At 69.1% G+C, this 25099-nt stretch carries 26 protein-coding genes and 1 riboswitch; of the genes, 15 read left to right on the top strand and 11 right to left on the bottom strand.

Annotated features, from left to right (window positions below):
• From VHS75_RS05020 to VHS75_RS05060, 9 genes are all read left to right on the top strand, one after another.
• Positions 1-462, top strand: a 462-nt coding sequence (locus tag VHS75_RS05020) for a DUF721 domain-containing protein (RefSeq protein WP_329637511.1), incomplete at its 5' end; no start/stop codon positions are given.
• Positions 463-555: 93 nt separating this feature from the next.
• Complete coding sequence (locus VHS75_RS05025; RefSeq protein ID WP_329637512.1) at positions 556-1191, top strand: DsbA family protein; 636 nt, start codon at positions 556-558, stop codon at positions 1189-1191.
• A gap of 8 nt (positions 1192-1199) precedes the next feature.
• Positions 1200-1808 (top strand): DsbA family protein, encoded by a 609-nt coding sequence (locus VHS75_RS05030; protein WP_329637513.1) that lies wholly within the window; start codon positions 1200-1202, stop codon positions 1806-1808.
• Positions 1809-1814: 6 nt separating this feature from the next.
• On the top strand, positions 1815-5258 hold the full coding sequence (gene smc, locus VHS75_RS05035) for a chromosome segregation protein SMC (RefSeq protein WP_329637514.1): 3444 nt from the start codon (positions 1815-1817) through the stop codon (positions 5256-5258).
• A gap of 290 nt (positions 5259-5548) precedes the next feature.
• Positions 5549-5815 (top strand): hypothetical protein, encoded by a 267-nt coding sequence (locus VHS75_RS05040; RefSeq protein ID WP_329637515.1) that lies wholly within the window; start codon positions 5549-5551, stop codon positions 5813-5815.
• Between the two features lie 7 nt (positions 5816-5822).
• Entirely contained in the window at positions 5823-6650 is an 828-nt protein-coding gene (locus tag VHS75_RS05045; protein WP_329637516.1) for a F0F1 ATP synthase subunit A, read from the top strand.
• A 33-nt stretch (positions 6651-6683) separates the two neighbouring features.
• Positions 6684-6923 carry a F0F1 ATP synthase subunit C gene (locus tag VHS75_RS05050; RefSeq protein ID WP_325554026.1) on the top strand — a complete coding sequence of 80 codons (240 nt, stop codon included), beginning with the start codon at positions 6684-6686 and terminating at the stop codon, positions 6921-6923.
• Positions 6924-6951: 28 nt separating this feature from the next.
• Positions 6952-7479 (top strand): hypothetical protein, encoded by a 528-nt coding sequence (locus VHS75_RS05055; protein WP_329637517.1) that lies wholly within the window; start codon positions 6952-6954, stop codon positions 7477-7479.
• Between the two features lie 5 nt (positions 7480-7484).
• Complete coding sequence (locus VHS75_RS05060; RefSeq protein ID WP_329637518.1) at positions 7485-7976, top strand: ATP F0F1 synthase subunit B; 492 nt, start codon at positions 7485-7487, stop codon at positions 7974-7976.
• A 78-nt stretch (positions 7977-8054) separates the two neighbouring features.
• Here VHS75_RS05060 and VHS75_RS05065 read toward each other — a convergent pair whose 3' ends face one another.
• The 5 genes from VHS75_RS05065 to gcvT form a co-directional block, all read right to left on the bottom strand.
• A complete protein-coding gene (locus VHS75_RS05065) occupies positions 8055-8456 on the bottom strand; it encodes a hypothetical protein (RefSeq protein WP_329637519.1) in 402 nt (133 codons plus the stop codon).
• Between the two features lie 239 nt (positions 8457-8695).
• Positions 8696-10264, bottom strand: a complete 1569-nt coding sequence (gcvPB, locus tag VHS75_RS05070) for an aminomethyl-transferring glycine dehydrogenase subunit GcvPB (protein WP_329637520.1) — start codon at positions 10262-10264, stop codon at positions 8696-8698.
• A complete protein-coding gene (gene gcvPA, locus VHS75_RS05075; protein WP_329637521.1) occupies positions 10264-11598 on the bottom strand; it encodes an aminomethyl-transferring glycine dehydrogenase subunit GcvPA in 1335 nt (444 codons plus the stop codon). The genes gcvPB and gcvPA overlap by 1 nt, the downstream gene beginning before the upstream one ends.
• Before the next feature lie 173 nt (positions 11599-11771).
• Positions 11772-12137, bottom strand: coding sequence for a glycine cleavage system protein GcvH (gene gcvH / locus VHS75_RS05080; protein WP_329637522.1), 366 nt, complete (start codon positions 12135-12137; stop codon positions 11772-11774).
• Positions 12138-12270: 133 nt separating this feature from the next.
• The gene (gene gcvT / locus VHS75_RS05085) at positions 12271-13416 is read right to left on the bottom strand and encodes a glycine cleavage system aminomethyltransferase GcvT (protein ID WP_329637523.1); all 1146 of its coding nucleotides are present in this window, start codon (positions 13414-13416) and stop codon (positions 12271-12273) included.
• Positions 13417-13592: 176 nt separating this feature from the next.
• Positions 13593-13702, bottom strand: a riboswitch (glycine riboswitch).
• Between the two features lie 115 nt (positions 13703-13817).
• On the opposite strand from gcvT, the gene VHS75_RS05090 reads away from it, so the two are divergent.
• A complete protein-coding gene (locus VHS75_RS05090) occupies positions 13818-14264 on the top strand; it encodes an ATP-binding protein (protein ID WP_329637524.1) in 447 nt (148 codons plus the stop codon).
• 321 nt (positions 14265-14585) lie between these two features.
• Here VHS75_RS05090 and VHS75_RS05095 read toward each other — a convergent pair whose 3' ends face one another.
• The 5 genes from VHS75_RS05095 to VHS75_RS05115 form a co-directional block, all read right to left on the bottom strand.
• On the bottom strand, positions 14586-15575 hold the full coding sequence (locus tag VHS75_RS05095) for a retropepsin-like aspartic protease (protein WP_329637525.1): 990 nt from the start codon (positions 15573-15575) through the stop codon (positions 14586-14588).
• Between the two features lie 120 nt (positions 15576-15695).
• Positions 15696-16238: a TonB family protein gene (locus VHS75_RS05100; RefSeq protein ID WP_329637526.1), complete on the bottom strand. Its 543-nt coding sequence runs from the start codon at positions 16236-16238 to the stop codon at positions 15696-15698.
• A gap of 60 nt (positions 16239-16298) precedes the next feature.
• The gene (locus VHS75_RS05105; RefSeq protein ID WP_329637527.1) at positions 16299-16853 is read right to left on the bottom strand and encodes a phosphonate degradation HD-domain oxygenase; all 555 of its coding nucleotides are present in this window, start codon (positions 16851-16853) and stop codon (positions 16299-16301) included.
• Positions 16854-16870: 17 nt separating this feature from the next.
• The gene (gene argS / locus VHS75_RS05110; protein ID WP_329637528.1) at positions 16871-18643 is read right to left on the bottom strand and encodes an arginine--tRNA ligase; all 1773 of its coding nucleotides are present in this window, start codon (positions 18641-18643) and stop codon (positions 16871-16873) included.
• Positions 18640-19374: a Tat pathway signal sequence domain protein gene (locus VHS75_RS05115; protein WP_329637529.1), complete on the bottom strand. Its 735-nt coding sequence runs from the start codon at positions 19372-19374 to the stop codon at positions 18640-18642. The genes argS and VHS75_RS05115 overlap by 4 nt, the downstream gene beginning before the upstream one ends.
• A gap of 129 nt (positions 19375-19503) precedes the next feature.
• On the opposite strand from VHS75_RS05115, the gene ispH reads away from it, so the two are divergent.
• From ispH to VHS75_RS05140, 5 genes are all read left to right on the top strand, one after another.
• Positions 19504-20457: a 4-hydroxy-3-methylbut-2-enyl diphosphate reductase gene (gene ispH / locus VHS75_RS05120; protein WP_329637530.1), complete on the top strand. Its 954-nt coding sequence runs from the start codon at positions 19504-19506 to the stop codon at positions 20455-20457.
• A 180-nt stretch (positions 20458-20637) separates the two neighbouring features.
• Entirely contained in the window at positions 20638-22611 is a 1974-nt protein-coding gene (gene mrdA / locus VHS75_RS05125; protein ID WP_329637531.1) for a penicillin-binding protein 2, read from the top strand.
• 206 nt (positions 22612-22817) lie between these two features.
• Positions 22818-23783 carry a homoserine kinase gene (gene thrB / locus VHS75_RS05130; RefSeq protein ID WP_329637532.1) on the top strand — a complete coding sequence of 322 codons (966 nt, stop codon included), beginning with the start codon at positions 22818-22820 and terminating at the stop codon, positions 23781-23783.
• 73 nt (positions 23784-23856) lie between these two features.
• A complete protein-coding gene (gene rnhA, locus VHS75_RS05135; protein ID WP_329637533.1) occupies positions 23857-24309 on the top strand; it encodes a ribonuclease HI in 453 nt (150 codons plus the stop codon).
• Positions 24310-24379: 70 nt separating this feature from the next.
• Positions 24380-24856 carry a MarR family winged helix-turn-helix transcriptional regulator gene (locus VHS75_RS05140; RefSeq protein WP_329637534.1) on the top strand — a complete coding sequence of 159 codons (477 nt, stop codon included), beginning with the start codon at positions 24380-24382 and terminating at the stop codon, positions 24854-24856.
• Between the two features lie 17 nt (positions 24857-24873).
• Here the strand turns inward: VHS75_RS05140 and VHS75_RS05145 are convergent, their stop codons facing one another.
• Positions 24874-25056, bottom strand: coding sequence for a hypothetical protein (locus VHS75_RS05145; protein WP_329637535.1), 183 nt, complete (start codon positions 25054-25056; stop codon positions 24874-24876).
• Between the last annotated feature and the right edge of the window lie 43 nt (positions 25057-25099).

A 25099-nucleotide genomic window follows, 5' to 3' on the forward strand; every position in this document is an offset into this window, starting at 1 on the left:
GCCGGCCGCGCGCTGGGCAAGCTGATCCGCGAGCTCGACGCGAAGTTCGGCCAGGGGCCGGGCGCGCTGCAGGCGCGTTGGCGCGAGATCGTCGGCGCCGACGTCGCCCGGCGCACCGAGCCGGTGAAGCTGGTCCGCGGCCGCAACGGCGGGCCTTCGTCGCTGGAGATCCGGGTGGCCGGCCCGGCCGCGGCGATCATCCAGCACCAAGCCCACGAGATCCTGGCCCGGGTGAACCTGTTCCTGGGCGCCGACGCGGTGCAGAAGCTGCGCATCGTCCAGGGCCCGCTGCAGAACAAGTACGAACCCGCCGCCAAGCCGCGCCGCCGCCTGCCGCCGCTGGACGCCGCCGCGGAAGCCGGCCTGCAGACCGAACTCGCCACCGCGCCCGACGGCAAGCTGAAGAGCGCGCTCCTGGCGCTGGGCCGGGGCGTCCTGCGTCGCGCCCGCGCCACGGACTGACGAAACACCCGCGACGTCATCGCCCGTCGCACGGTTGGTGGCCCCGGATGGAATCGGGGTTTACTCAGCCCTTCGTAGGAGACCCTGTCCGCAATGACGTCGGCCCGACCCATCCTCGCAGCAGTCCTGGCGGCCGTGCTGGCGGCTGGCGGGCTGATGTTGGCCGGTTGCGCGAAAAAGCCGCTGGACCCCGCCTCGGTGGCCCAGGTTGGCGACATGAGTCTGGGCAATCCCGCGGCGCGGGTGAAGGTGATCGAATACGCCTCGGCCAGCTGCCCGCATTGCGCGCGCTGGGACATGGAGGTCTTCCCGGCGTTCAAGGCGAAGTACGTCGACACCGGCAAGGTCAGCTACACGCTGAAGGAATACCTCACCGAGCCGCAGGCCCTGGCCGCGGCGGGGTTCCTGCTGGCGCGCTGTGCGGGCCCTGGGCGCTATTTCCCGGTGCTGGAGGCTGTGTTCCGGGGCCAGGACGACATGGTCCGCACGGGCGATCCGCGCGCCGTCCTGGCTCGCATCGCCGCCAGCCCGGGCGGCATGACCCCCTCGCAGCTCGACGCCTGCATGCGCGACACCACCGCGGAAAAGGAACTGGCCGCACGGGTCGACCGCCACGTGCGTGTGGACAAGATCACCTCGACCCCCACCTTCATCATCAACGGCGTGCGCGTTGAGGGCGAGATGACCCTGCCCGAGCTCGACGCCGCCATCGCCAAGGCCGCAGGATAGGAGCCCCCATGCTGAACCGACGCTTCGCCCTGATCGCCGCCGCAGCCGCGCTCGCCGCCGGCGCCGCCCTGGCCGCCCCGGTCGCGGCGCCCGACGACATGAGCCTGGGCAATCCCAAGGCCAAGATCGAGATCATCGAATACGCCTCGCTCTCCTGCCCGCACTGCGGCCATTTCAACGACGCGGTCTTTCCGGCGCTGAAGGCCAAGTACATCGACACCGGCAAGGTGCGTTACACGCTGAAGGAAATGCTGACTGAGCCGGCCAATGTGGCCGCCGCCGGCTTCCTGCTGGCGCGCTGCGCGGGGCCGGATAAGTACTTCACCGTGGTCGACCAGGTGTTCCGCAGCCAGCCGCGCTGGACGCAGGGCAACGTCAAGCCGATCCTCGTCGAGATCGGCGCGGCCAACGGCGTCGACGCCGCCCACTTCGACGCCTGCCTGCAGAACCAGGCGGAGGTGGATGCGGTGGTGGGCCGCGCCAAGCGGGCCTCCGATCAGGACGGGGTCAATTCGACGCCGACCCTGTTCATCAACGGCAAGAAGATCGAGACTGTGCCGCTGACGCCGCAAGAGCTCGACGCGACCATCGCGGCCGCCACAAAGGGAGGCCGCTAGACCTCCGTGCACTTCCAGCGGCTGCGCCTTTCGGGCTTCAAGTCCTTCGTCGATCCGACCGAGTTCCGGATCGAACCCGGCGTCACGGGGATCGTCGGGCCGAACGGCTGCGGCAAGTCGAACCTTCTGGAAGCCCTGCGCTGGGTGATGGGCGCCAACTCCGCCAAGGCCATGCGGGCCGGCGGCATGGACGACGTGATCTTCGCCGGTTCCGGCAACCGGACCTCGCGCAACCACGCCGAGGTCTCCCTGACCATCGACAATTCCGACCGCCGCGCGCCGGCGGCCTTCAACGACAACCCGGTGCTGGAGGTGGTCCGCCGCATCGACCGCGGCGAGGGCTCGACCTACCGCATCAACGGCCGCGAGGTTCGCGCCCGCGACGTGCAGCTGCTGTTCGCCGACGCCTCGACCGGCTCCAACTCGCCGGCGCTGGTGCGCCAGGGGCAGATCAGCGAGCTGATCGCCGCCAAGCCGCAGAACCGGCGGATGATCCTGGAAGAGGCGGCCGGTGTCAGCGGCCTACATTCCCGCCGTCACGAAGCCGAACTGCGCCTGCGCGCCGCCGAGGCCAACTTGGCGCGGCTGGAGGACGTGGCGCGCGAGCTGGAGACCACGCTCGGCCGTCTGAAGCGCGAGGCCCGCCAGGCGGAACGCTATAAGAAGCTGTCGGCCGAGATCCGTGCCTTGCAGGGCGCAGTGCTCTATGCCCGCTGGGCCGAGGCCAAGACCGCGGCGGAACGCCTGGGCGCTGAGGCTGCCGCGGCCATCCGCGCGGTCGAGGACACCGCCGGCGCAGCGGCTGCCGCGACGACCCGTGCCGCCGCCGCCGAAGAGGCCATCAAGCCCCTACGCGAGGCCGAAACCATCGCCGCGGCGATCCTGCACAAGCTGGCCATCGACAAGGACCGGCTGGACCGCGAGCACGAGGCTCACGCCGCCGAGCTGGAGCGCCTGACCGGCGATCTGGCGCGCATCGACGCCGACCGCGCCCGCGAGGAACATATCGTCGAGGACGCCGGCGCGGCGCTGCGACGCCTGGCCGACGATCTCGAAGCTCTGGAAGCGGCGATCAAGGTCGCCCCGGAACGCATCCCCGAGCTGGAAGCCGCTGCCAAGGCCGCCGAAGCCGCGCGCGCGGCCGCCGACGCCGAGGTCGAGGCCCTGGCCGCCCACCTCGCCGCGCAGGAAGCCGTCCGCGAGGCTGCCGCTCATCGGGTGGAAGAGGCTCAGGCGCGCCTCTCGCGCACCCGCCGCGCTCTCGACCAGGCCAAATCCGAGCGCGAGGCCCTGGCCGTCGCTGCCAATCCGCAGGCCGCCCAGGCCAAGGCCGAACTGGACGCCGCGGAAGCGGCGCTCGCCGCCGCCCGCGCTGCCCTCGACAAGGCCGAAGACGACCGCACCGCCGCGCAGGCCGCCGAGGCTGCGGCTCGCGAGGCCGCCCGCAAGCTCGACGAACAGCTCGGCCGCCTGACCGCCGAGGCCCGCGCCCTGGCCGCCCTGGTGGCCCAGGCCAAGCGCGGCGGGTTCGCGCCGGCGCTGGATGCGGTGTCGCCGGACCGCGGCTACGAGAAGGCGCTGGCTGCGGCCTTGGGCGATGACCTGGACGCCGCCCTCGACAAGACCGCGCCGGCCTTCTGGGGCGGCCGCGACGCCGAGGCGCCGGCGTGGCCCGCGGGCGCGACTCCGCTCAGCGGTCTGGTCAAGGCGCCCGCGGCGCTCGGCGCGCGCCTCGCCTTCACGGCCCTGGTCGATCGCGCCGACGGCGACGCCCTGCAGGCGGGCCTGGCGCCCGGTTGCCGGCTGGTCTCCAAGGAAGGCGACCTCTGGCGCTGGGATGGCTTCACGGCCCGCGCCGATGCGCCCAAGGCCGCCGCCGTGCGCCTGGAACAGAAGACGCGCCTGGCGGAAGTCGAGGCCGAAATCGAAGGCCTGACGCCCAAGGTGGAAACCGCGCGCACCGCACAGAAGGACGCCGCCGCCAAGCTCGCCGCCATCGAGGAGACGCTGCGCGCGGCGCGTCGCGAGACGCCGGCCGCCGAGCAAAAGGCGCTGGCCGCGCGGACAGCTCTGGAACGCTTCGATCGCGAGGCCGCCCGCAAGGAAGCCCACGCCGCCTCCCTCGACGACGTCATTGCCCGCTTCTCTGCTGAGATGGCCGAACTCGAACAGGCGCTGGCCACGGCCGAGGCCGCCGTCACAAACGAGACCGATGGCGAGGACCTGGCCGAGCGCCTGACCGCCGCCCGTGCCGCCGCGGGCCCGGCCCGCGAGGCCGCCGCGGAGGCGCGAGCGGCCCTCGACGTGGAGGTCCGCGAGAAGGGCGGCCGCGCACGGCGCCTGGAGGCGCTGACCGCTGACCGGGAAGACTGGACCAAGCGCTCCGTCGCCGCCGCCAAGCGGCTGGAGGCCCTGGCCTCCGCCCGCGCCAAGTCCGAGGCCGAGCTCGCCAAGGCCAAGGCCGCTCCGGAGACCCTGGAGACCCGCCGCGCGACCCTGCTGGACGAACTGTCGGTGGCCGAGGCCCGACGGGCCAAGTCCTCCGACGCACTGGCCGGCGCCGAGCACGAGCGCGCCGAGGCCGACCGAGCGCTCCGCGCTGCCGAGGCCGCCGCTTCCGAGGCCCGCGAAGTCCGCGCCAGCCTGGCCGCCCATTCCGAGGCCGCCGCCGCCCGCCTCTCGGAGGTCTCCGCTCAGATCCACGAGACCGCCCGCATCGAACCCGAGGCCCTGGCCCAGAAGCTGGCCGACGAGGCGGTGGCCATCCCCACCGACGCCGGCGGCATCGAGGCGCACCTCTACAATCTGGAGCGCCAGCGTGACGGCATCGGCCCGGTCAACCTGCGCGCCGAAGAAGAAGCCGGCGAGCACGCCGCGCGTCTGGAGACCATGCAGGCCGAGCGCAGCGACCTGACGGGCGCGATCGCCCGCCTGCGTGAAGGCATCAACGAGCTGAACAGCGAGGGCCGCGAGCGCCTGCTGGCCGCCTTCGAGGTGATCAACGAGCATTTCAAAACGCTTTTCCAGGCCCTATTCCAGGGCGGGCAGGCGGAGCTGCGGCTGGTCGAGTCGGAGGACCCGCTCGAAGCCGGTCTGGAGATCTACGCCTGTCCGCCCGGCAAGCGCATGGCGACCATGAGCCTGATGAGCGGCGGCGAGCAGGCGCTGACCGCCACGGCCCTGATCTTCGCGGTGTTCCTGGCCCAGCCGGCGCCGATCTGCGTGCTCGACGAGGTGGACGCGCCCTTGGACGACGCCAACGTCGACCGCTTCTGCAACATGCTGGATGAGATGCGCCGGCGCACCGAGACCCGCTTCATCGCCATTACACATAACCCCGTCACCATGGCCCGTATGGACCGCCTGTTCGGCGTCACCATGGCTGAGCGTGGCGTGTCCCAGCTGGTCAGCGTCGACCTCTGCCAGGCGGAGGCCATGGCGGCGCAGTGAGGCAGAGCTGACGCGGGGGCAGGCGGCGCCTCGTGAGCCCAGGTCGCGGACCATGTGTCGCGACCTCACAAAACTCCTTTAAAAACAATATGATAAACTGTGTTCGCCCAGCCTTGACGCGCCGCAGCACGGTCTATAGGTTCCGCGCGACCAAAAAGCCCCCACCGTGGCGGCGACGTCGCGGTCACTAGGCCTTCCGACGTATGCCACACCCCCATGAGCCGCCAGATGAGGCCCTAGCCAGCCTCGATCAGCGCTTGGGAGCGGCGGAGGCCGCGCAGGCCCGCAAGGTGAGTCCCGAGACTCACGCGGCCATGGCGCAGGGTTACCGCTTCGTGGGGGAAGTGGTTGGCGGGGTGCTCGGCGGCGTCGGCCTTGGCTGGCTCTTGGATCACTACGCAAAGGTAACAGCGCCCTGGGGCGTGGTCGGCGGCCTGCTGATCGGCACGGGGTTCTCGATCTTCACCGCGGTCACGGCCGTGGGAAGGGCGAACAAGATAGCACTGGGCGCGAGCGGGACGGTTCCCGGCGCGACCGACGACAAGGACGAGGACTAAGGCCCTTATGTCGAACCAACCGGCCATCCAGCCGATGGAACAGTTCATGGTCCACAAGATCGTGGACCTGCCTGTCGTGCATATCGGCGGCATGGCTATCGACATGTCGATCACCAACTCCGTGGCCAGCATGATCGCCGGCGCGGTGATCCTGGTGCTGTTCTTCGCCTTGACGGCGCGGCGCGAGATCGTGCCGAACCGCGGCCAGGCGCTCGCCGAGAGCCTCTACAACATCATCGACCGCGTGTTGGTCGGGCCGATTATCGGCCACGAGGGCAAGCCCTACGTGCCCTACATCTTCTCGCTGTTCCTGATCATCCTCGTGCTGAACCTGATGAGCGTGGTGCTGGCAATCTTCAACGTCGGTGGCATGGAATTGACCTTCGCGGTGACGGCGCAGCTGGCGATCACCGCGACGCTCGCGGTCCTGACCTTCTTCAGCATCTTCATTCTGGGCTTCGTGAAGCACGGGCCGAAGTTCGTGACGCTGTTCGCGCCGTCGGGCATGCCCAAGGTCATGCTGGTGTTCATGGTCCCGATCGAGATGCTGTCCTACTTCGTCCGCCCGGTGACCCTGGCCATGCGTCTGTTCGGCAATATGCTGGGCGGCCACGTTGTGATGAGCCTGTTCGGCTCCTTCGTGGTGGCGCTGGGCATCCTGGCGCTGTCCGGCGGCGTGGCGACCCTGGCTTTCATTCCCAGCGCGCTCTCCTTCTCCATGATCGTGGCGCTCACCGGACTGGAGCTGGTGGTGGCGATCCTGCAGGCCTTCGTCTTCGCGGCGCTGGCCACTGTCTACCTCAACGAGGTCGTGAACTTCGGTCACGGCCACTAACCCAACCCGAAATCTTCAAGAGGACTATCTGACATGAACGCGGTCGCTGACTTCCACACCTACAAGCTGATCGGCGCGGGCCTCGCCGCCATGGGCATGATCGGCGCCGGTGTCGGCCTGGGCGTGCTGTTCGGCTCCTACCTGCAAGCCGCCATCCGCAATCCGGCGGGCGCCGCCAGCCAGCAGACCATGCTCTTCCTCGGCATGGCGCTGACCGAAACCATGGGCCTGTTCGCTTTCGTGGTGTCGCTGATCATCCTGTTCGGCTCCTAAGCCCGACTGTTTGAGAGGCTGATCGCCGATGGCGACCGAGACCCAAGAAAGCACGGCCCCGGCGGAACACGCGTCCGCCGGCCTGCCGCAGTTCGACTTCCAGTGGTGGCCGGGCCAGATCATCTGGTTCCTGGGCGTCTTCCTGTTCGTCATCCTGTTCGTGCGCCTGTTCGCCGCGCCGCGGGTCGGCGGGACGATCGACGCACGTGAGGGCAAGATCAGCGGTGATATCGCCGATGCTCGCCGCCTGAAGGACGAGGCTGAGGCCCAGGCCGCCGCCGCCGCCGCCGAGACCGCCCAAGCTCGTGCTGCGGCCCAGCGCGTGGCCGCGGAGGCGCGCTCCAAGGCCCAGGCCGAGGTCACCGCCAAGCTCGCCGTGGAAGAAGCCAAGCTCGCCGAGAAAGGCGCCGTGGCCGAGGCCCGGATCGCCAAGTCGAGAGACGCGGCCATGGGCAATGTCGCCGGCATCGCCGCCGAAGCGGCCGGCGCCATCGTGGCCAGGCTAACCGGCCGGGCCGCATCGGCTGCGGAGCTTTCCGCGGCCAAGGGATCGTAGCGACGATGGAACTCCTGACCTCCGCTCATTTCTGGGTCGGCGTGGCCTTCGTGGTCTTCGTGGTGATCCTGGTGGTCGCCGGCGTGCACAAGTTCGCGTGGAAGGCCCTGGGCGATGCGGGCGAGAAGGTCCGCGCCCAACTGGACGAAGCCAACCGCTTGCGCGAAGAGGCCCAGGCCCTGCTGGCTCGGATCCAGGCCGACCGCGAGCAGTCCGAGAAGCTGGCCGCCGAGATCATGGCCAACGCCCAGGAGCAGGCCCAGCGTCTGCAGGCTGAGGCCCAGGAACGCCTCGCCGAGCAGATCGAACGCCGCGGCCAGCTGGCCGAGCGCCGCATCGCCACCGCCGAGGCCCAGGCCGCGGCCGAGGTGAAGGCCGCTGCCGGGGAACTCGCCGCCCAGATGGCCGAGACCATCCTCACCGCCCGCATCGCCGGCGCCAAGAGCGACCCGCTGATCGACGCGGCCATCGGCCAACTGGCGGGCAAGCTGCAGTAGGACCGCCGCTCGGCTGAGCGCAAAAAAACGCCCTGGAGGCATCTCCGGGGCGTTTTCGTATCTGAGTACGTCGGCCGGTTAGGCCATCTTCCGTTTCATCCGCCGGCCAAGGGCGCGGCGGCTGCGGCCGGCGAAGCGGACCCGCTTGGGCAGCACCAGCCGCTCCAGACGCAGGTACTGCTGCCACATGACCGGGATAATCTCCGGGTCGCGGCGCATCAGGCGCCGGATCGGGAACACCATCTTCGGGTGGGCATGCTGCATACGCAGGAACTGCCGCTTGGCGCGGAACGAGTTGCGCAGCACGATCATCAACCCGATCACCAGCAGCGGCAGGCCGATGTGCCCCGGCAGGGGCGCGAGGATCAGGCCCGCGATCATGATGATCCCGCCCAGCCCGAGCAGCAGCCAACGCGCCACGCGCGAGGCCAACTCGCGGGCGAACTCGTCGGAGGCGCGATAGACGCGCAGGGAGGGCATGGCGAAAGTCACTGGCGCAGGAACCTGGGAACGCGCGCACGGCCCAAAGGGAGGCTCGAACCGCCGCTGCGCAATCTTGATATGCGAACGACCTTTAGAGTCGTAAAGGCGCCGGCCGGGTTAAATTTCGCTCATATCGCCTATTCGCGACGGGATGGCGCCGGCGCCACAGTTGCGATGCAAGCGGGTCACGAAATCCTCGCGCGGGACGCGACTTCTCCTTCCGTTTACGGAAAGGTCTACTCCGCGGCGAGTTGCGCGTCGGCTTCCGGCCGCCAGGTGAGCTTGGGCTTGCGGGCCGCCAAGGTTTCGTCGAGCCGGCGCAGCGGGGCGAGGTAGGGCGCGCCGGTAAACCGCTCGACATCGCCGGCCTTGGCCGCCTTGGCCAGCGCCAGCAGGGCGTCGCAGAACCGGTCGAGTTCGCGCCTGGACTCGGTCTCGGTCGGCTCGATCAGCATCGCGCCATGCACCACCAGCGGGAAGTACATAGTCATCGGGTGGAAGCCTTCGTCGATCATCGCCTTGGCAAAATCGAGCGTGGTGACGTGCGTCCCCTCCAGCCAGGCGTCGTCGAATAGCGCCTCGTGCATGCAGGGCCCGTCCGGGAAGGCCGGCGTCATCTCGGCCGAGAGGCGGGCCTTGATGTAGTTGGCGTTCAGCACCGCGTCCCCGGCCACCTGGCGCAGGCCGTCGGAGCCGTGGCTGCGCATGTAGGCATAGGCGCGGACGTACATGCCCATCTGGCCGTGGAAGGCGCACATGCGGCCGAAGGCCTGGGCGGCTTCGCCCTTGGCTTCCTCGACCAGCTCCAGGCCGTCCTCGCCGTGGACGAACCAAGGGGCCGGCGCGAAGGGGGCCAGCGCCTTCGACAGCACCACCGGGCCTGCGCCGGGACCGCCGCCGCCGTGCGGCGTGGAGAAGGTCTTGTGCAGGTTGATGTGCATCGCGTCGACGCCGAGATCGCCGGGGCGCACGCGGCCGACGATGGCGTTGAAGTTCGCTCCGTCGCAGTAGAAATACGCCCCCGCATCGTGCGTAAGGCGGGCGATTTCGATGATGTCACGTTCGAAGAGGCCGCAGGTATTGGGGTTCGTCACCATAATCGCGGCGACGTCATTCCCCAATTTTTGAGTGAGGTCGGCGAGGTCGACGCGGCCGTCGGCGGTCTGGGCGATCTCGGTGACCGAGTAGCCGACGAAGGCGGCGGTGGCGGGGTTGGTGCCGTGGGCCGAGGTCGGCACCAGGACCGTGCGGCGATGGCCCTGGCCGGCGGCCTCGTGGGCGGCGCGGATGCAGAGCAGGCCGCAGAGCTCGCCGTTGGCGCCGGCCTTGGGCGTCATGGCGACGGCGGGCATGGCGGTGAGCGTCTTCAGCCAGTGGGCGAGGCGGTCGATGAGCTCCAGGGCGCCTTGCGTGGTCGAGACCGGCTGCAGGGGGTGTAGGTCGGCGAAGCCCGCCAGGCGGGCCATCTTCTCGTTGAGGCGCGGGTTGTGCTTCATGGTGCACGAGCCGAGCGGATAGAGCGCCAGGTCGATGGCGTGGTTCATCTGCGAGAGGCGCACGTAGTGGCGCATCGTCTCGGGCTCGGAGAGGCCGGGCAGGCCGATGGGCGCCGACCGCACCAGGTCGCCGAGGTCGCTGGCGTCGTGCGCCGGCGGATCGAAGTCGACGCCGGTTTTGTCCCAGCCGCCGAGTTCGAAGATCAGCGGCTCGTCCTGCAGGAGGCCGCGGCCGCCGGTCAGGGAGGTGAAGCCTTCGGAGGAGCCTTCGCCGGGTTGCGTGGGGCGGCCCACGTTGGACATGGCCATCAGCCGATCCTCCCCTTCAGGGCGGCAGCCAAGGCCGCGATATCCTCGCTCGTGGTGGTCTCGGTGGCCGCCAGCAGCAGGACGTCGTCCATGCCGGCCTCGGGCGCGAGGCGCGAGTAGGGGACGCCGGCGACGATGCCTTGCGCCAACAGGTCCTCGACCACGTGCGCGGCGTCCGGCACGCGCACGGCGATCTCGTTGAAGAAGCGCGGGGTGAGGATCTCGACCGTGCCTTTCAGCGCACCGGCCAGTTCGCGGGCGCGGCTGTGGTTGATCGCCGCCATCTGGCGCAGGCCGGTCTCGCCCAGCAGCGACAGGTGGATGGTGAAGGCCAGAGCGCAGAGGCCGGAGTTGGTGCAGATGTTGGAGGTCGCCTTCTCGCGGCGGATGTGCTGCTCGCGGGTCGACAGCGTCAGGACGTAGCCGCGGCGGCCCTCGGCGTCGACGGTCTCGCCGCAGAGGCGGCCCGGCATCTGGCGCACCAGCTTCTCGCGGCAGGCGAAGAGGCCGACGTAGGGGCCGCCGAAGTTCAACGCATTGCCGATCGACTGGCCCTCGGCGACGGCGATGTCGGCGCCCATCTCGCCGGGCGATTTCAGGAGGCCGAAGCTGACGGCCTCGGTGGTCACCACGATCAGCAGGGCGCCGGCGGCATGGGCGGCCTCGGCGATCGTGGAGACGTCGGTGACCACGCCGAACACGTTGGGGGTCTGGACGACGACGCAGGCGGTTTCGGCGTCGATGGCGGCGATCACCGCGGCCTCGGCGTCGAGGGCCGCGGCCTGGCGGACGATCTCCATGCCCTCGGCGTGGGCGATGGTCTGGGTGACGGCGGCGTAGTGCGGGTGCAGGCCGCCGGAGAGGATCGCCTTCTCGCGGCGGGTGACCCGCTGGGCCATCATCACGGCTTCGGCGCAGGCCGTGGAGCCGTCGTACATCGAGGCGTTGGCGACCTCGAGGCCAGTGAGCGCGGCGACCTGGGTCTGGAACTCGAAGAGGACCTGCAGGGTGCCTTGCGCGATCTCCGGCTGGTAGGGCGTGTAGCTGGTCAGGAACTCGGACCGCTGGATGATGTGGTCGACGCTCGCCGGCACATGGTGGCGATAGGCGCCGGCGCCGCAGAAGAACGGACCGTCGCCGGCCGGCCGGTTCATGGCGGCCAGGCCCGCCAGTTCGCGCTCCACGGCCATCTCGCTGGCCCGGGTCGGCAGGTCGAACAGGGCCGCCTTGCGCGCCGCGGCCGGCACGTCGGCGAACAGGGCGTCGATATCGGGCGCCCCGATCACGCCCAACATCTGGGCGCGGTCATCGGGTGTCAGGGGCAGGTAGCGCATGCGGGAGTCACTTCACAGGGAAAGAGGAGGAACCACGAACCCACACGAACCCACACGAACAGGCCGGCGTAGCCGGCGATCCTGTCCTGGGGTCTTGCCGGCCTGATCGAGCCTTCGGCTCATCTGCGGCCTGTTCGTGTCCGTTCGTGTGGGTTCGTGGTTCGATCAAAGGATCAGAGCGTCTGCAGGTAGGCTTCGTAGGCGTGGCGATCCATGAGGGCGTCGACTTCGGCTCGGTTGGCGAGTTTGACCTTGGCGAACCAGCCGGCGGCTTCCGGGGCGGCGTTGACGGTCTCGGGGGAGCCGGAGAGGGCGCCGTTGGCCTCGACCACTTCGCCGGAGATCGGGGCGTAGACGTCCGAGGCGGCCTTGACGCTCTCGACCACCGCGAAGCCGTCGCCGGCCTTGACGGTCTTGCCGACGTCGGGGGTCTCGACGAACACCACGTCGCCCAGCTGTTCGGCGGCGTAGGCGGTGATGCCGACGGTGGCGACGTCGCCGTCGACCTCAACCCACTCGTGATCCTTGGTGAAGCGCATCAGTGGGACCTTTCCGGAGGCAGGTTGGAAATTAAGACCGCTCGTCCCGGCGAAAGCCGGAACCCATGCGGCGAGTCGGCTTGGACCCCGGCGTTCGCCGGGGAAATCGGAAGAGGGGTGAGCGCCGCGCGCATCAGCCGACCTTCCGCACGTAGCGATGCGGGACGAACGGCGCCTTCACGACCTCGCAGGCCTGGGGTTTGCCGCGGACGATGACTTTCAGCTGGGCGCCGGGTTCGGGGTTCGCGCCTGAGACGAAGCCGATGGCGATGCCGCACTTCAGGACCGGGGAGAAGCCGCCGGAGGTGACGACGCCGATGACATCGCCGGAGGCGTCGGCGATCTCGGCGCCTTCGCGGGCCGGGGCGCCTTCCAGGACCTTCAGCGCCACGCGGCGGCGCGGCGGCCCCTCGGCGAGTTCCTTGACGATCCGCGCGGCGCCGGGGAAATCGCGCTGCTCGCGGCGGTTCTTGTTGATGGCGAAGGCGAGGTCGCCTTCGACGGGTGAGGTGGTCTCGTCCAGGTCGTGGCCGTAGAGCGGCAGGCCGGCCTCCAGGCGCAGGCTGTCGCGGGCGCCCAGGCCGATCGGCTTGACCCGATGGTCGGAGAGCAGCTTGTTCCAGACGTCGTCGGCGGCCTCTTCCGAGACCGAGATCTCATAGCCGTCCTCGCCGGTGTAGCCGGAGCGCGAGACGATCAGGTCGACCCCGAAGGCGGTCATCAGGCGCACGTCCATGAACACCATGGAGGCGGCCTCCGGCGCATAGTGCTGGAACACCGCCGCGGCCTCGGGGCCTTGCAGCGCGATCAGGGCGCGGGTCTCCAGCCGTTCGATCTGCACCTGGCCGGCGAGTTCGCTCTCGATGACCTTGAAGTCGTTGTCCTTGCAGGCCCCGTTGACCACCACGAAGAGACCGTCGTCGCCGGTCCCGGCGGAGTTCACCGGGCGCGCGGCCATCAGGTCGTCGACGATCCCGCCGGTGCGATTCAGCAGGACTGAGTATTTCTGCTTGCCGGGCTTCATGCCTATGAAGTCGCCGGGGACCACCTCCTCGAAGGCGGCCAGCGGATTGACCCCGCGCAGGCGCGCCTGGCCCATGTGCGAGACGTCGAAGATGCCGGCGTGCTCCCGGGTCCAGAGGTGCTCTTTCAGCACGCCCTCGGTGTACTGCACCGGCATGTCGTAGCCCGCGAAGGGGACCATGCGCGCGCCCAGCGCCAAGTGCGCCGCGTGCAGCGGGGTGGTCTTGAGAGGGGCGTCGGTGGGCGACTGGGCCACGGGGAGGACTCCGGCTGACGATGGGGCGGCCAGCCAGGGCACATCCCTGGCGTCCCGCGCCCCCGCTGTCCTTGGGCCTGAGAGATTTCGGACCGCCCTGGTTCGGCGTGTCCCCTGCTCCTTCGGCGTCCCTACTTCGCTCTGGCGAGCTACGAAGGGCACTTTCCAGCGTGCATCAGCTCTTCGCGGTCCGTTTGCCTGAGCGTTTCCGGGGCGGTTGCGCCTTCGGCTCCGGGGTGGGGATTCAAGAGGCGAATCCCGTCCCGATCTCTCCCGCGAGAGTTGGCGGAGGGATGCGGGATTGGGGGTGGGGAGTCAAGGTTGGGGTGTGCCGAGGTAGGGAGTCATCGATCACGTGGGAAGGAGTATGCTTGCCGCGCAAAACTCAAGGTCACTGGGCGATGGCCACACTGTTCATGCTCTGTGGACTGCCGTGCTCCGGGAAGTCGACCCTGGCCCGCGAGATCGAGGCCGAACAGGGTGCGCTGCGCCTGCTGCCCGACGAGTGGATCGTACGCCTTGGCCTGGACCCCCGCGATCAGGGGCGCCGCTCCGAGATCGAGCGCATCCAGGTCGAGATCGCGGCGCGGGTGCTGGCGAAGGGCTGCGACGTGATCCTGGAAGCCGGCTTCTGGCATCGCTATGAGCGCCAGGAGGGCCGGGATATCGCCAAGGCCGCCGGGGGCGCCGCCAAGCTGATCTTCCTCGATGTCCCGTTGGAGGAGCTGCAGCGCCGGGCGAGGGTGCGCAACGCGGCCCTGCCGCCGAACACCTTTCCAGTTGAGGAAGGCGAACTCGAAGCCTGGCTGGCGGAGTTCGAGCGCCCGACCGTGGACGAACTCGGTTGAGCTGAGCGCGACACATTCGGGTCGGGATTGTTCCGTATTTGTTCTTGATTTCCGCGCGCGCTGGCGCGAGATTTTTGGGATCATGAGGGTTTGCGTCCTGAGCGCCCCTTTCCGCTCATCCCCGCGCAGGCGGGAACCCAGGGGTTTTGTGTTTCTGAGGGTCCGGTCGCGCGGCCTCGTTCCAAGCCAGCTCAGCTACGAAAAAGCCTGGGTCCCCGCCTGCGCGGGGATGAGCGGGGCCGTGGGTGCGGTGGCTTGCCCCCACCATCCGCTCTTCGGCGGGCGGTCCCCCCCGCCACTTCGCGGGGGAGGTAGGGTCGCCTAGCGGGGCTGCGGATCGCCGCTGGCTGCGGCCTTTGGCGGCGCCGAGGTGCGGAACACCGGGCCGCCGCTGTAGCTGAAGTAGAGCTTCCCCTGGCTGTTGGCGACATAGACGTGGTGGGCCATGAAGAAGTCCGCGCCGATCAGGACGTCGAAGTCGTTGGCGACCGACTCGCCGATCGCCAGCTTGCCGTTCTTGATCTCCTCGTCGCCGATCTTGATGCTCGCGAACGCGCCAACCCAGGTCTTGGTGTCGCCGTCCAGCCCGTGGCTTACGCCGACCAGCGTCACGCCGGGGTCGGTCGTCCTGACGCCGGCCTTGGCGGCGGCGTGGGCGGTGATGAAGGAGGTGCTGGCCCCGGTGTCGAAGTAGGCGCGCATCATCTGGCCGTTGATGGTGATCAGGGCGACGTTGTGGGCGTTGGTGCGCGCCTCGCCGTCGAGCGGGATCATCGAATAGGTCTCGCCGGGCTTCACCCAGTAGGCCAGCGCCGTCGTCTCGCAGTCCTGCGGCCGCACCAGGCGCAACAGGCCGTTCTTGAAATCGTATTCGTCGTCGGAGGTCTTCAGCAGATTCTGCCCGACCAGACCGGCGGCGCCGCCGATGTCGCGGATGGTCAGGAACCTGACGTTCGGGAAGACCGAGCCGCCGAACTCGAAGGTCGGGGCGACGACGATGCCGGTCATCGTGTCATGGCCCACGACGCCCGAGGTGACGGTCGAGGCCGAGCTCGGCACCAGGGACCCGATCGGTTTCGCCGTGATGGACGCCAGCTTCTCCTGCGCGGCGAAGGTGGCGGTGAGCGAGCTGCCGAAGGCACCGGAATCCAGGAGGAGCCTGACCGGCTTGCCGCCGATCTTGGCCGCCACCAGGGGACGCAGGCCCTCCATGGTCACCGGCACGTCGGCCGTCACCAGCCGGCAGGCGGCCTGGGCCTGCAGCGGCAGGACAAGCGCGGCGGCGAGCGCCGCGAGGGGTAGGATTTTCATGAGAGGTCCGGGCGCCCGATCAGATGTCGACAACGATCTATCACGCCCCGGGTGGGTGATTAGGACGCCGGGCGCGAGATTTCGCCATGGCGCGGTGTCTCAGGTGAGTTGGGGGTGGGTTTAAGGCGGGGTGTGTGCCCTGCGGGGGAATCTTGAGCCGCTAGCGCTTTCGGCCGGCAGTTTGAAGCGGATGGGCAGGTTGATGAACTGGCCGGGCCGGATCGTGCCGCGGTCGGCGGGCGGCAGGGTCATGAGGGTGGCGACCTGGATCGCGGCCGCGCCGAAGCCGTAGGACGGCGGGGTCTCGGAGGTCACCTGGCAGTCCTTCACGCCGTAGGCCGGGGTGACCCGGCAGCGCAGGGTGGCGTGGCCCTCGACCTTCTTCGCCACGGCGGCGCTGGGATAGTAGCCGGCCATGCGCTGGGCCAGCGGCAGTGGGACCAGGGCGCGGTAGGCCATGAGGACGGCCACCGCGGCGAACCCAGCCAGCACGGCGCTGTAGATGATGACGCCGGTCAGGAACAGGCCCGGCGAGTCTGCGTAGCGGATGACATTGCCGCGCGCCGCGAACTCACCGCGGGTGCGGGCGCGCCAGAGCTGCCAGGCGGCGACGCCCATCACGACCGGAAGGATCAGCAATTCGACGTTCGTGACGGGGCGCATGTGGCGCCGATCTTACGAAGATTTGGGGTGGGGCAGAAGGGGATGGGCTCTCCCGCCGCGCTACGCGTCGGGGGAGAGGAGGTTGGCCAACAGCGGGCGGTAGTGGTCAAGCGGCGGGACGGGGAGGCCGGGGGTCTTGCCGGTGTCGTCCCAGCGGCGCAGGCGCACGGCGTCTTCGGCGAAGCGGGTGCGGGCGAAGCGGGCGCACTGCACTGGGGTGAAGGCGCCGCCCTGCAGGGTGAGGCTGAGCTGGGACGCGGGGCTGAGGGCGGCGGCGTAGGCGGGAACGGTGGCGCAGAGGTAGCGCTTGGCCAGCACGTGCAGGGCGACGGGGCCGAAGACCTCCGGCCCGAACCAGCGGCGCAGCGCGCGGGCGCCGTGGATCTCGTGGCGGGCGTCGCGTGCCTGGTGGGCGGCGGCGTCGCCGCGGTCTTCGGAGAGGTGGCCGAAGTCGTGCAGCAGGGCCGCGGCGATCAGCGGCGGCGGCGCGGCGTCCCGCTCGGCCAGCGCGGCGCATTGCAAGGCGTGGTCGAGCTGCGAGACGTCCTCGCCGTAGCCCTCGCCGCCACGCTCGGCGAAGGCGGCGAAGATCGGGGCGAGGGGGTCGCAGGACATGGGGCGCCTCGCGGGGGCTACATCCGCTCGGGGACGGCGATGCCGAGCACGTCCAGGGCGCGTTCGAGCTGGGCGAGGGTGGTCGTGGCCAGCGCCAGGCGCGAGGCGCGGGTCGCGGGCTGCGCCTGCAGGATCGGGCAGGCGGCGTAGAACTTGGAGAAGGCCTGGGAGAGGCGGTAGGCGTGCTCCGCCACCGCGTTGGGCGCCTGGCGGTCGTAGGCCTCGGCGAGCGCGGTCTCGAAGGCGTCGAGGGTCAGGACCAGCTCGCGCTCGGCGGGTTCGGCGACGGCGATGGGGCCGGGCTGGACACCCTCCTCGGCGGCGCGGCGCAGCACCGATTTCACGCGGACGGCCTGGTAGAGCAGGTAGGGGCCGGTCTTGCCTTCGAAGCTGGTGAAGCGGTCGAGGTCGAAGACGTAGGAGGTGCCGCGGAAGTTCTGCAGGTCGGCGAATTTCAGGGCGGCGACGGCGACCTTGCCGGCGATCTCCTCGAACTCGCCGGCGGGCAGGTTTTCGCCGAGGCCGGCCTCGTGCAGGCGTTCGCGGGCCTTTTCGCGGGTCATCTCGATCATGTCGGCGAGTTTCAGGACGCCGCCCTCGCGGGTCTTGAAGGGCTTGCCGTCGGTCCCGTTCATGGTGCCGAAGCCGACGTGGTTGAGCTGGCCCTCGGTCGCGTAGCCGGCCAGGTAGGCGGCGCGAAAGACGATCTCGAAATGGTCGGCCTGGCGCTGGTCGACGCAGTAGATCACCAGGTCCGGATTGAAGCTGCGCTTACGGTCGAGGATCGTGGCCAGGTCGGTGGTGCCGTACATGGCCGAGCCTTCGGAGGAGACCACCAGGAGCGGCGGCAGCTCCTTCTTGTCGCCGTCGCGGGTGACGCGGATGATCCGGGCGCCCTGGTCGAGGGCGAGGAGGCCCTTGGCGTCGAGCTCGGCGACCATGGGGTCGATCAGGTCCTCGACGTCGCTCTCGCCCTTCCAGAGGTCGAAGTCGACGCCCAGCGCATGGAAGTCGCGCTGCAGGGCCACCTGGGTCACGTCGCGGAAGCGTTGCCACAGGGCGAAGTAGCCGGGGCGCTTTTGCTGCAGAGCTGCGGTGATCTTGCGGGCGCGGTCGCGGTAGTCGGTGTCCGCCTTCCCCTTGGCGGCGGCCTCGGGGTAGAGCCGGTCGAGGTCGGCCAGGGTCACGAGCTCGAAGACTCCGGTGTCGGCCGGCTGGCCTTCGTTGAGGGTCTCGACGGCCGCGCGGATGGCCGGCATTTCATCCATCACCGCGCCGATCAGGAGGCCCATCTGGTAGCCCCAGTCGCCGAAGTGGGCGTCGCCCAGCACGGTGTCGCCGCGGAAGCGGTAGAGCCGCTTGATGGATTCGCCGATGATCGAGGCGCGCAAGTGCCCCACGTGCATCGGCTTGGCGACATTGGGGCCGCCGTAGTCGACCAGCACGCGGCGCGGCGACGCCACGGTCTCGGCGCCCAGGCGCGGGTCGTCGGCGATCTCCTGGGCGCGTGCGGTCAGCGCTGCGTCGGTGAGCTTCAGGTTGATGAAGCCGGGGCCGGCGATCTCGATGGACGCCAGGCGCGGGTCGCCGGCCAGGGCCTCGGCGACGGCGGTCGCCAGCTCGCGCGGGTTCTGGCCCACGCGCTTGGCGGCGGCCAGCGCCCCGTTGGACTGGAAGTCGGCGAGGTCGGGGCGGTCGGAGGCGGTGACCCGGCCCAGCTCTGGCGGCAGGCCAAGGCCCGCGAAGGCGGCCTGGACCGCTTCGCTTAAGGCCGCTTTCAGGTCGCTCATTTGCGGGTCGACGTATCCCCGGCCGAAGCCACCGCGGTGACGCCGGCGTTGACGCGGAAGCGTTTGCCGAGCCGGTTGAACTCGGCCATCTGCGGCGTCACGTCGAAGCCCACCAGCACCTCGAAATTGGCGCCGGAGGTGGTGTTGGTGCCGCGCGGGATGACGATCTGGTTGATCGCGTCGTTCATGTAGACGCGGTCCTTGCCGGCCGGGAAGGTCACCGGCAGGTCGAACATCTGCCGCGTGATGACCTCGCGGTTCCGGTCGGTGATGGCGATCCAGTAGTGATAGGTCTTGGTGGAGCCGGTCGCCTGCGGGCCTTTGCCGAGCTCGAACAGGATGTCCATGGTCACCTTGATCGGCTCGTCGTCCTTGTATTCGCAGCCGGCGGAGATGCCCTGGATCTCGCCGGAGAAGCCGACATTGGCCGAGGCCTCGCGGGCGTCCTTGAACTCCACGTAGCGGCTCGCGTCGTAGAGCGTCTTCACAAAGGGGCAGGGGCCCGAGTTCTTCAGCGCCGGCAGAGCGGCCTTCGAGTCGCCCCACTCCTTGTCGCGCTTCTTCTTCTTGGCGTCGTCCTGGCCCTGGTCGGCGCCGCCGCCGGGCGCGCCGCCGGGACGGCCGCCACCGCCACCGCCCGGCCCGCCGCCGCCGCCGCCGTACTGGGCGTGGGCCGCGAAGGGGGTGGCGACCAGGGCGGCGCAGGAGGCGAGGATCAGGGAGCGGCGCATGACGGGCGTCCGTGGCTTTCGAAAGCGGCGCGCATGAGAGTGCGGGCCAGTTGGCGCCTAAGTACAGCCTGACGAGTGTGGCGGCAACGCGGCTGGCGGCCACAGCCCGGACCCCTTACCCTGGCGGCGATGTCGCCCACACTGTCCAGCCGTCCGCCGCTCACCGTCCTGCTCGCCACGCCGAGAGGATTCTGCGCCGGCGTCGACCGGGCGATCCAGATCGTCGAGCGGGCGATCGGCAGGTTCGGGGCGCCGGTCTATGTGCGCCACGAGATCGTCCACAACCGCCATGTGGTGGAGCGGCTCAAAGGCCTGGGCGCGATCTTCGTCGAGGAGCTGGAGGAATGCCCGCCGGACCGGCCGGTGGTGTTCTCCGCCCACGGGGTGCCCAAGTCGGTGTCGGCCGAAGCCAAGCTGCGCAAGATGATCTACCTCGACGCCACCTGCCCGCTGGTCTCCAAGGTGCATGTGGAGGCCGGCCGCCATTTCGACGCCGGGCGCGAGATCGTGCTGATCGGCCACGCCGGGCACCCGGAGGTGGTGGGCACCATGGGCCAGCTGCCGGCGGGCGCGGTGACGCTGGTCCAGTCGGTGGAAGACGCCCGCACGTTCACCCCGAAGGACCCGGCCAATATCGCCTTCGTCACCCAGACGACGCTGTCGGTGGACGACACCGCCGAGATCGTGGCGGCTCTGAAGGCGCGGTTCCCGGAGATCGCTACGCCGTACAAGGAGGACATCTGCTACGCCACCACCAACCGCCAGGAGGCGGTGAAGACGGTGGCCGGCCGCAGCGACGTCCTGCTGGTGCTGGGCAGCGCCAATTCCTCCAATTCCGTGCGCCTCGCCGAGGTCGGCGGCCGGGCCGGCGCCCGCGCCTATCTGATCGACGACGCCGACGGCCTGGACCTGGCGTGGCTGGCGGGTGCGCAGACCGTGGGCGTCACGGCCGGCGCCTCGGCCCCGGAGGTGCTTGTGCAGGGGGTGATCGATCGCCTGGCGGAAAGCTTCGAGCTCTCGGTGGAAGAGATCGACGCCCAGCGCGAGACGGTGATCTTCAAGCTGCCGCGGGTGCTGGCTTAAGGGCCCCATCCCGCGGAGATACGGCGGTTCGGAACGTCAGTCTTCCGGGCGAACCCGAGTATCGGCCACCGACTGAGGCGGGCGTTGGGAGGCAATCGGCGATCGACCGATTCTTTGCGCTATTGACTGACCTCATTCGGTCGAAGATGGCTGGTTGCGTTTTCCCGTTTGGGTTGTGTGTTGGCCGAACCGTCCATCTTCTTCGCCGAGGTCAACGAACGGCAGGGGGTCTTCCACCGCCGGGCGTTCATGCTGGGCGGCATCGCGGGTCTGGGCCTGGTGGCGCTGGGGGCGCGGCTGGCGCACCTGCAGCTGATCGAGACCGAGCGCTATACGAAGCTGTCGGCGTCCAACCAGTTCAACTTCCGCCTGACCCCGCCGCCGCGCGGCCTGATCGTCGACCGCAACGGCGTGGTGCTGGCCTCCAACCGGCCGAACTTCCGGCTGATGGTGGCCAAGGACAAGGGCATCGACCCGGCCCAGACGCTGAAGACCCTGGCCGAATTCGTGCCGATGGACGACGGACGCCAGGCGCGGCTGTTGCGCGAGATTTCCAACGCGCCGCGCAAGTCGCCGGTGCAGATCATGGAGGACATGAGCTGGGAGCAGTTCAGCGCGATCAACATCCGCGCGCCGGAGCTGCCAGGCGTCACCGCCGACATGGGCGAGGTGCGGGTCTATCCCTACGGCGGGGCCTTCGCCCACGTCATCGGCTATGTGGCCAAGGTCAACAAGACGGACCTCAGCGACACCGGCCCCAATGCCGACCCGATCCTGCTCAACCCCGGCTTCCGCATCGGTAAGCAGGGCGTAGAACAGGCCTTCGACCTGGCGCTGCGCGGCAAGCCCGGCGCCCAGAAGGTGGAGGTCGACGCCAACGGCCACGAGGTGGCCACCGACCCGGCCGGCGATATCAAGGCGACGCCGGGCAAGGAGATCGTGCTCACCCTCGACGCGGACGTCCAGAACCGCGCCATGGAGGTGTTCGGAGAGCAGTCGGGCGCAGCAGTGATGATGGACTGCCGCTCGGGCGACATCCTGTGCATGTACTCAGGCCCGACCTTCGACGCGAACAAGTTCGTCCGCGGCCTGACGGCGATCGAGTACAAGGAACTCGCCCAGTACGACCACAAGCCGCTGTTCAACAAGGCGCTGACCGCCACCTATCCGCCGGGCTCGACCTTCAAGACCATGGTGGCTCTGGCGTGCCTGGAGAACGGCTATGACCCGGCCACGGTGCATGTGTGCAATCGGGTTTTCACCTACGGCGGGCACGTCTGGCACTGTGACAAGACCCACGGGGCCCTGGACCTGAAGGGCGGCATCGCGCAGTCCTGCGACATCTATTTCTACCAGGCCGCGCTCACGGTCGGGCCGGACAAGATCGCGGCGGTCGCCCGCAAGTTCGGCCTGGGCGAGATCTTCGACATCGGGATTCCCGGTCAGAAGGCGGGCTTGGTGCCGGACACGGCTTGGAAGCGGCGCACCTACCGGAGGGATCCCGTCTGGCGCCCTGGCGAGACAATCAACATTGGGATTGGCCAAGGTTATCTGCATCTCAACCCGCTGCAGCTCTGCATTCAGGCCTCGCGCCTGGCAAATGGCCGCAAGGCGCTGCATCCGCGGCTGGTGAAATCCATCGGCGGCGTAGAGCAACCGTCCGGCGCCGCCTTCGGTGACCTGCAACTCCAGGCCAAGCACATCGACTTCATCAAGGACGCGATGGTGGCGGTGAACACCTCCGGCACCGGTGCTGCGTCGGGCCTCGCCGACATGGGCCTCGGCAATATCAAGATGGCCGGCAAGTCTGGCACCGCGCAGGGATTCAACTACGCGAGCGGCAGGGGTCAGAAGGGCGCGACCGGCGATTGGAAGAACCGTGACCACGCTTGGTACATTGCCTACGCGCCGACCGATCAGCCGCGGTATGCCGTAAGCGTGCTCGTTGAGCATGGCGGGTTCGGCGCCAGCACAAGCGGCCCGCTCGCCCGCGAACTCCTGCGGGTGGCCTTGCTGAAGGATCCCGAAATTCGCGCCAAGATCGAGAAGCCGTTGCCGATTCCCCAAGCTCCAACCGTGGATTCAGACCCTGACGTGGTTGATCCACCAACACCAGCGGCGGCGGCCATTCAGGCGGCACAACAACCGACATGATGTGCTCAGCGCGAGCGGCGCGCCCGCTAGCGGCAAAGTCCGCGCGCCACCCTTATCGGACCATCACCGGGTCCGCCTTCAGCCCGGTGATGCGGCGTCCGTTATCCGGGCCGTAGGCTACGACCGCAGCCGACCAAGGCGTTGGGCGCGGATGTTATACCGGAAGTCGACTTGACCGCTCCGGCGACCTCGCCCATCCCGGCGCCATGGCGGTCTACACCGATATCACCGACGAGGAGCTGGCGACGCTGCTGGCCGACTTCGACCTGGGCGCGGCGCTCAGCCTGAAGGGCGTGGCGGAGGGGGTGGAGAACTCCAACTTCCTGCTGGAGACCGAGGCCGGGCGGTACTTCCTGACCATCTATGAGCGGCGGGTGCGGGCCGATGACCTGCCGTTCTTCCTGGAGCTGCTGCGTTGGATCGCCGGGCGTGGGTTTCCCAGCGCCACGCCGATCGCCGACCGGGACGGGCGCATCCTGAAGTCCGTGCGCGGCAAACCCTGCGCCATCGTCTCGTTCCTGTCCGGTCTGGCGGTGCGCCGGCCCACCGCCGCGCATTGCCGCGAGGCCGGCGCGGGCCTGGCGGACCTGCACTTGGCGGCAGAGGGCTTTCCGCTGACGCGGGCCAATGACCTGGGCCAGGCCGCCTGGGCGCCGATGTTCGCGGGGCTGACGGCGGCGGCGGAGGGGCTGAAGCCGGGGCTGGCGGCGACCATATCGTCCGATCTCGAACTACTGGCGTCGCGGTGGCCGAAAAGCCTGCCGGAGGGCATCGTCCACGCCGACTTTTTCCCCGACAACGTGTTCTTCTCGAAGGGAAAATTCGCCGGCGCCATCGACTTCTATTTCGCCTGTGTCGATGCGCTGGCCTATGACGTGGCCATCGCGCTGAACGCCTGGTGCTTCGAGCCGGACGGCAGTTTCAACGTCACCTGCGCGCGCCAGTTGGTGGCCGGATACGAGAGCCGACGGCCTTTGTCCGATCTCGAACGATGGGCGCTGCCGATCCTGGCGCATGGGGCGGCGATGCGGTTCTTCCTGACACGGCTTGCCGACTGGGGGGCGACGCCGGCCGGCGCCCTGGTGAGGCCCAAGGACCCGCTGGAGTACGAACGCAAGCTGGCGGTGCATCGGGCCTCGCCGGACCTGGTGCTGTTCGGGGCGCCCGCATGATCCTGCTTCGCCAAGGCTTCGCAGGACTGGCCCGGGACTGTGTCCTGCGAAGCTCCTTCGGGAGCGAAGCAGGATGACGCCGAAGGTGGTGATCCATACGGACGGCGCCTGTTCCGGCAATCCGGGCCCCGGCGGCTGGGGCGCGGTGCTGCACTATGGCGATAAGGAGAAGGAGCTGCGGGGCGGTGACCTTCAGACCACGAACAATCGCATGGAGCTGATGGCGGCGATCCAGGCGCTGGAGGCGCTGAACAAGCCCTGCAAGGTCGAGCTGCATACCGACAGCCAATATGTGATGAAGGGCATCTCGGAGTGGATCCACGCCTGGAAGCGCCGCGGCTGGAAGACCGCCGACAACAAGCCGGTGAAGAACGACGACCTGTGGAAGCGGCTGGACGAGGCCCGGCTGCGTCACGACGTCGACTGGCGCTGGGTGAAAGGGCATGCCGGCCACGAGTTCAACGAGCGCGCCGACGCCCTGGCGCGGCAGGGCATGGAGGACACCCTGGCTCTCGCCGGAAAATAGTTTGATATCGAACTTGTTATTGGGCCAAATCGGCGTATCGTCGTTCAGATTCGAACGATGGGAGGCTGGCATGGCCGCCGAACCTGAAGACCACCCCGACGTCCAGGTGTTCGACGAAATCCGCTACATCGAGCATCTGGTGAGGACCGCGATCGCGCGCAAGCTCCCGGTCGGACTGAATTATCCGCAGTTCGAGGTGATGAACCTGCTGTCGCGCCGCGGCGACGGGATCACGCCTCTGGAAATCGCCCGCGCCCTACAGATGACCAAGAGCGGGCTCACCAACACCCTGCAGAGGCTGTGCGCGCGCAAGCTGACGCGCGTGGAGCACTGCGAGGCGGACGGCCGCAAGAAACGCATCTGGCTGACGGCCGAGGGCAAGCAGGCCTATTCCCAGGCCATGGCCGCCATCCGGCCGCGCATGGAAAGCCTCCGCGACGGCTTCACCCAGAAGGAGTTCCGCGAGGCCCTGCCGTTCCTGAAGGCGCTCCGCACCTGGCTGGGCGAGATGCACGAGGCGTCGGTGAGCGAGGCGTTGAAGGCCTAAGGGCCGCGCCCGCCCGGCTATAGCAGGCCGAGACGGACTTCCCGGGCCTTTTCGAGCTCGTCATCGACTTCGAGGAAGGCGCGCAAGGCTCGCTTGTAGTGCTTCTGCCCCGGCTTCTTGGCCAGGAGCGCCTTCAATCGCTCGGCCTTCGCGCCACGCAGGCGCTCGATCGCCGCCTCGTCCGTTTCAGGAGTCTGCATTTCGATTCCACCCATCGCAAGGCTCCTCGCACGGCTGGCCGAA

This window comes from Phenylobacterium sp. (assembly GCF_036264965.1).
Classification (GTDB): domain Bacteria; phylum Pseudomonadota; class Alphaproteobacteria; order Caulobacterales; family Caulobacteraceae; genus Phenylobacterium.

Excerpts from the sequence above, each read along its gene's own strand:
- VHS75_RS05030 (WP_329637513.1), top strand. The coding sequence starts at position 1,200 with ATGCTGAACCGACGCTTCGCCCTGATCGCCGCCGCAGCCGCGCTCGCC.
- thrB (WP_329637532.1), top strand. The coding sequence starts at position 22,818 with ATGGCGGTCTACACCGATATCACCGACGAGGAGCTGGCGACGCTGCTG.
- gcvPB (WP_329637520.1), bottom strand. The coding sequence starts at position 10,264 with ATGGCCATGTCCAACGTGGGCCGCCCCACGCAACCCGGCGAAGGCTCC.
- argS (WP_329637528.1), bottom strand. The coding sequence starts at position 18,643 with ATGAGCGACCTGAAAGCGGCCTTAAGCGAAGCGGTCCAGGCCGCCTTC.
- VHS75_RS05055 (WP_329637517.1), top strand. The coding sequence starts at position 6,952 with ATGGCGACCGAGACCCAAGAAAGCACGGCCCCGGCGGAACACGCGTCC.
- VHS75_RS05115 (WP_329637529.1), bottom strand. The coding sequence starts at position 19,374 with ATGCGCCGCTCCCTGATCCTCGCCTCCTGCGCCGCCCTGGTCGCCACC.
- VHS75_RS05090 (WP_329637524.1), top strand. The coding sequence starts at position 13,818 with ATGGCCACACTGTTCATGCTCTGTGGACTGCCGTGCTCCGGGAAGTCG.
- VHS75_RS05045 (WP_329637516.1), top strand. The coding sequence starts at position 5,823 with ATGTCGAACCAACCGGCCATCCAGCCGATGGAACAGTTCATGGTCCAC.
- VHS75_RS05105 (WP_329637527.1), bottom strand. The coding sequence starts at position 16,853 with ATGTCCTGCGACCCCCTCGCCCCGATCTTCGCCGCCTTCGCCGAGCGT.
- gcvH (WP_329637522.1), bottom strand. The coding sequence starts at position 12,137 with ATGCGCTTCACCAAGGATCACGAGTGGGTTGAGGTCGACGGCGACGTC.
- VHS75_RS05145 (WP_329637535.1), bottom strand. The coding sequence starts at position 25,056 with ATGCAGACTCCTGAAACGGACGAGGCGGCGATCGAGCGCCTGCGTGGC.
- ispH (WP_329637530.1), top strand. The coding sequence starts at position 19,504 with ATGTCGCCCACACTGTCCAGCCGTCCGCCGCTCACCGTCCTGCTCGCC.
- VHS75_RS05100 (WP_329637526.1), bottom strand. The coding sequence starts at position 16,238 with ATGCGCCCCGTCACGAACGTCGAATTGCTGATCCTTCCGGTCGTGATG.
- VHS75_RS05025 (WP_329637512.1), top strand. The coding sequence starts at position 556 with ATGACGTCGGCCCGACCCATCCTCGCAGCAGTCCTGGCGGCCGTGCTG.
- VHS75_RS05095 (WP_329637525.1), bottom strand. The coding sequence starts at position 15,575 with ATGAAAATCCTACCCCTCGCGGCGCTCGCCGCCGCGCTTGTCCTGCCG.
- VHS75_RS05060 (WP_329637518.1), top strand. The coding sequence starts at position 7,485 with ATGGAACTCCTGACCTCCGCTCATTTCTGGGTCGGCGTGGCCTTCGTG.
- gcvPA (WP_329637521.1), bottom strand. The coding sequence starts at position 11,598 with ATGCGCTACCTGCCCCTGACACCCGATGACCGCGCCCAGATGTTGGGC.
- VHS75_RS05050 (WP_325554026.1), top strand. The coding sequence starts at position 6,684 with ATGAACGCGGTCGCTGACTTCCACACCTACAAGCTGATCGGCGCGGGC.
- VHS75_RS05140 (WP_329637534.1), top strand. The coding sequence starts at position 24,380 with ATGGCCGCCGAACCTGAAGACCACCCCGACGTCCAGGTGTTCGACGAA.
- VHS75_RS05065 (WP_329637519.1), bottom strand. The coding sequence starts at position 8,456 with ATGCCCTCCCTGCGCGTCTATCGCGCCTCCGACGAGTTCGCCCGCGAG.
- rnhA (WP_329637533.1), top strand. The coding sequence starts at position 23,857 with ATGACGCCGAAGGTGGTGATCCATACGGACGGCGCCTGTTCCGGCAAT.